General features: G+C 63.8%; 3 protein-coding genes and 1 pseudogene. All 4 read left to right on the top strand.

The genetic code is table 11. The features are described 5' to 3' along the window. A pseudogene (locus ACRDUX_RS00810) lies at nt 1–1248 on the top strand (cyclase); the annotation flags it as partial. A 375-nt stretch (nt 1249–1623) separates the two neighbouring features. Next, a complete protein-coding gene (gene nrdH, locus ACRDUX_RS00805; protein ID WP_477495111.1) occupies nt 1624–1863 on the top strand; it encodes a glutaredoxin-like protein NrdH in 240 nt (79 codons plus the stop codon). A 28-nt stretch (nt 1864–1891) separates the two neighbouring features. After that, nucleotides 1892–2335, top strand: a complete 444-nt coding sequence (gene nrdI / locus ACRDUX_RS00800; protein ID WP_477495112.1) for a class Ib ribonucleoside-diphosphate reductase assembly flavoprotein NrdI — start codon at nt 1892–1894, stop codon at nt 2333–2335. Beyond that, nucleotides 2302–4203, top strand: a 1902-nt coding sequence (nrdE, locus tag ACRDUX_RS00795) for a class 1b ribonucleoside-diphosphate reductase subunit alpha (protein ID WP_526410074.1), incomplete at its 3' end; no start/stop codon positions are given. The genes nrdI and nrdE, both read left to right, overlap by 34 nt.

Genomic DNA, 4203 nt, shown 5'->3' with positions numbered 1-4203 from the left:
GCCGGGAACTGGTTGGCACTGCGAGATCTCGCGGCAGCCCGCGCCAGTTGGCAGCGTGCCGGGCAGGTGGCCAAGTTGTTGCCCCTCGATGCCCCAGACCGGCCGTCCATGCTCATCGAAACCGGCGCCGCACTGTGCGGAAGTTCCTGGCGGATAGGACTTGCCGAGGCGGAGAAGAACTTCGACGATCTCCGCCGGCTCTGCGCGGATCGCGGCGACCGCCGATCGCTGGCCATCGGTATGTCGGGCTACATGATGGCGCTGACGATGCACAATCACCCGAGGGACGCTTCCGAACTCGCCTCCCGCCTGCAGCAGTTGCTCGACAGCATCGGGGACGAGGATCTCACCGTCGCCGCATCGTTCGGGATTCTGGCGGCCAAATGGGAGACCGGCGAGGTGCACGACGTCCTGGCCGTGGCGCAGCGTGTCATCGACCATGACGTCGATGAGGCGCGCGGTGTGAGATTTGTGGGATCCCCGCGAGTGCTCTCGCTGGCGCTGCGCGGCGTCGCCCGGATGTCTCTGGGCAGCCCGGGGTGGAAGGACGATCTCGACCAGGCCATCGCCACGGCGCGTGAGCTCGATCCGCTGATGAACGTGGTCGCCGGTCTGCACAAGTACGCACAGATCGGTGTGGGCGCGTTGCAGTCCGGACCCGACGCGCTGCGCGACACGGCTGCGTCCCTCGCTGTCGCCGAGCGGTCCGGGGACGACTTCACCGTCGTGCACGCACACCTGGCGCGGGGGATAGCCCTGGTGGGCCGCGGCGGCGCCGAGAGCGAGGCCGGTTACGAACACCTGAACCAGGCCCGCCACGCGGCGCTGCTGGGGTATGGCAACTCGTCGATAGTCCTGATTGCCGACATCCACTTCGCACACCGCCGCCGTCGACTCGGTGATCTCGACGGGGCCGTCGCGCTCGCGTCGGCGAGCGTGGACGAGCTGTTCGCCCTTGGCTCGGTGGTGTGGCGTGGCCCGGCCACCAGCGCGCTCGTCGAGGCGCTACTCGCCCGACGCGCCCCCGGCGACGTGCAGGCGGCGCAGGCCGCGATCGAAAGACTGCAGGCTGATCCTGTCGATCCCGGGTTCCTGCTGCACGAGGTGGCGCTACTGCGCTTACGTGCGCTGGTTGCCAGGGCCGAGGGCGACGAGGACGGCTATCGGCGCTGGGCGCAGCAGTACCTCGCGTTGGCCACCTCGTGTGGGTTCGACGGCCATATCACGGCCGCGTCGGCGATGGTGTGAGGCGCCACCACCTTTTTGCTGTCCGGTGCCGGCCTGCCCGACTTGTCGGTACCTGCTGATAAACCGGTCTCATGGCACGACACACCCGGATGTGACATGCGACACGCCGGGGCGTGTCGAGTACACAGGGCTTACGACCAGGGAATTCCATGAATGTTGTTCAGAACATCTTGTATCTGTTCGGTTTGTCGGACACTAGGTGTAGTGTTTGGCGAACCGACGGACCCCCAGGAGTACGGGTCAGCCGGGGCCAGGGAACCGGTGGTAGATCGTCTCTCATCCGCCGCAATCAGGGCCCTGCGAACCGGAATGACCGGGTCCGCAGGAACGCTGTAACAGATAAGTTGCCAGTCCATCCGTAGAGGAGCCACGCAGATGACCGTCACCGTGTACACCAAGCCCGCGTGTGTGCAGTGCAATGCCACCTACAAGGCCCTCGACAAGGCGGGTGTTGCCTACGACGTGGTCGACATCAGCGTCGACACCGAGGCCCGTGACTATGTGATGGCACTGGGCTACCTGCAGGCGCCGGTCGTGGTGGCCGGCGGTGAGCACTGGTCGGGCTTCCGCCCGGACCGCATCAAGGCACTCAGCGCCGCTGCGGTCACCGCGTAGTCACAGCACACCGGGAGGGGGTCGACGGGTGACGAACCTGGTCTATTTCTCCAGCGTCTCCGAGAACACCCACCGCTTCGTCCAGAAGCTGGGAATCCCGGCGACCCGGATCCCGCTCAAAGAGCGGATCAAGGTCGATGAGCCCTTCGTTCTGGTGTTACCGACCTATGGCGGCGGGCACGCGACGCCGGACATCAGTAGCGGGGGCTACGTCCCCAAGCAGGTCATCGCGTTTCTCAACGACGAGCACAACCGGTCGTTGATCCGCGGCGTCATCGCCGCGGGCAACAACAATTTCGGTGAGGAATTCGCCTACGCGGGCAATGTGGTGTCCGCGAAGTGCGGAGTGCCCTACCTCTACCGCTTCGAACTCATGGGAACCCCGGACGACGTCGACGCCGTCCGTTCGGGACTGCAAGATTTCTGGAAGGAACAGACGTGCCACCAACCGTCACAGCTGCAGAGCCTGTAACCACCGGCGCTCATGCGCTCCCGGGGGAGACGGACTACCACGCGCTCAACGCGATGCTCAACCTGTACGACAAAGACGGCAACATCCAGTTCGACAAGGATGTACTGGCCGCGCGTGAGTACTTCCTGCAGCACGTCAACCAGAACACGGTGTTCTTCCACAACCAGGACGAGAAGCTCGACTACCTGGTCAAGGAGAACTACTACGAGCGCGAGGTGCTCGACCAGTACTCGCGCAACTTCGTCAAGACGCTGCTGGACCGGGCGTATGCGAAGAAGTTCCGGTTCCCGACGTTCCTCGGCGCGTTCAAGTACTACACCTCCTACACGCTGAAGACGTTCGACGGGAAGCGCTACCTCGAGCGCTTCGAGGACCGCGTGGTCATGGTGTCGCTGACGCTGGCCTCCGGTGACACCGCGCTGGCCGAGAAGCTGGTCGACGAGATCATCGACGGCCGGTTCCAGCCGGCCACCCCCACGTTCCTCAACTCGGGCAAGAAGCAGCGCGGCGAGCCCGTCAGCTGCTTCCTGTTGCGCATCGAGGACAACATGGAGTCCATCGGACGCTCCATCAACTCGGCCCTGCAGCTCTCCAAGCGCGGCGGCGGAGTTGCCCTGCTGCTCAGCAACATTCGCGAACACGGGGCGCCGATCAAGAACATCGAGAACCAGTCATCGGGCGTGATCCCGATCATGAAGCTGCTGGAGGACTCGTTCTCCTACGCCAACCAGCTGGGCGCCCGCCAAGGCGCAGGCGCGGTGTACCTGCAGGCGCATCACCCCGACATCTACCGCTTCCTCGACACCAAGCGCGAGAACGCCGACGAGAAGATCCGCATCAAGACCCTCAGCCTTGGTGTGGTGATCCCCGACATCACGTTCGAGCTGGCGAAGAAGAACGAGGACATGTACCTGTTCTCGCCGTATGACGTCGAGCGTGTCTACGGCATCCCGTTCGCCGACATCTCCATCACGGAGAAGTACTACGAGATGGTCGACGACGCGCGCATCCGCAAGACGAAGATCAAGGCGCGCGAGTTCTTCCAGACGCTGGCCGAGCTGCAGTTCGAGTCCGGCTACCCGTACATCATGTACGAGGACACCGTGAACAGGGCCAATCCCATCGAAGGCAAGATCACCCACTCGAACCTGTGCTCGGAGATCCTGCAGGTCTCGACACCGTCGTTGTTCAACGAGGACCTGACCTACGCCAAGGTGGGCAAGGACATCTCGTGCAACCTCGGCTCGCTGAACATCGCCAAGGCGATGGACTCGCCGGATTTCGCGCAGACCATCGAGACGTCGATCCGCGCGCTCACTGCCGTCAGCGATCAGACTCACATCTGGTCAGTGCCCTCGATCGAGCAGGGCAACAACGACTCTCACGCCATCGGCCTCGGGCAGATGAATCTGCACGGGTACCTGGCCCGCGAGCGGATCCTCTACGGCTCCGAAGAGGGCATCGACTTCACCAACATCTACTTCTACACCGTGCTCTATCACGCACTGCGGGCCAGCAATCGCATTGCAGTGGAGCGGGGCAAGGCATTCGGAGGCTTCGAGCGCTCGAAGTACTCCTCGGGTGAATTCTTCGACAAGTACACCGAGCAGGCGTGGGTGCCTGCGACCGAGCGGGTGCGCGAGTTGTTCGACGAGGCAGGCATTCGCATTCCGACGCAGGACGATTGGGTGCGGTTGAAGGAGTCGGTGCAGGCGCACGGCATCTACAACCAGAACCTGCAGGCCGTGCCGCCGACGGGGTCGATCTCCTACATCAACCACTCGACCAGCTCGATTCACCCGGTGGCAAGCAAGATCGAGATCCGCAAGGAAGGCAAGATCGGCCGCGTCTACTACCCGGCGCCGTAC

Source organism: Mycobacterium sp., assembly GCF_050701675.1.
GTDB lineage: Bacteria > Actinomycetota > Actinomycetes > Mycobacteriales > Mycobacteriaceae > Mycobacterium.
Note: the sequence above shows the minus strand (reverse complement) of the source record. Positions and strands in the feature narration are given on the sequence as shown.

Excerpts from the sequence above, each read along its gene's own strand:
- nrdH (WP_477495111.1), top strand. The coding sequence starts at position 1,624 with ATGACCGTCACCGTGTACACCAAGCCCGCGTGTGTGCAGTGCAATGCC.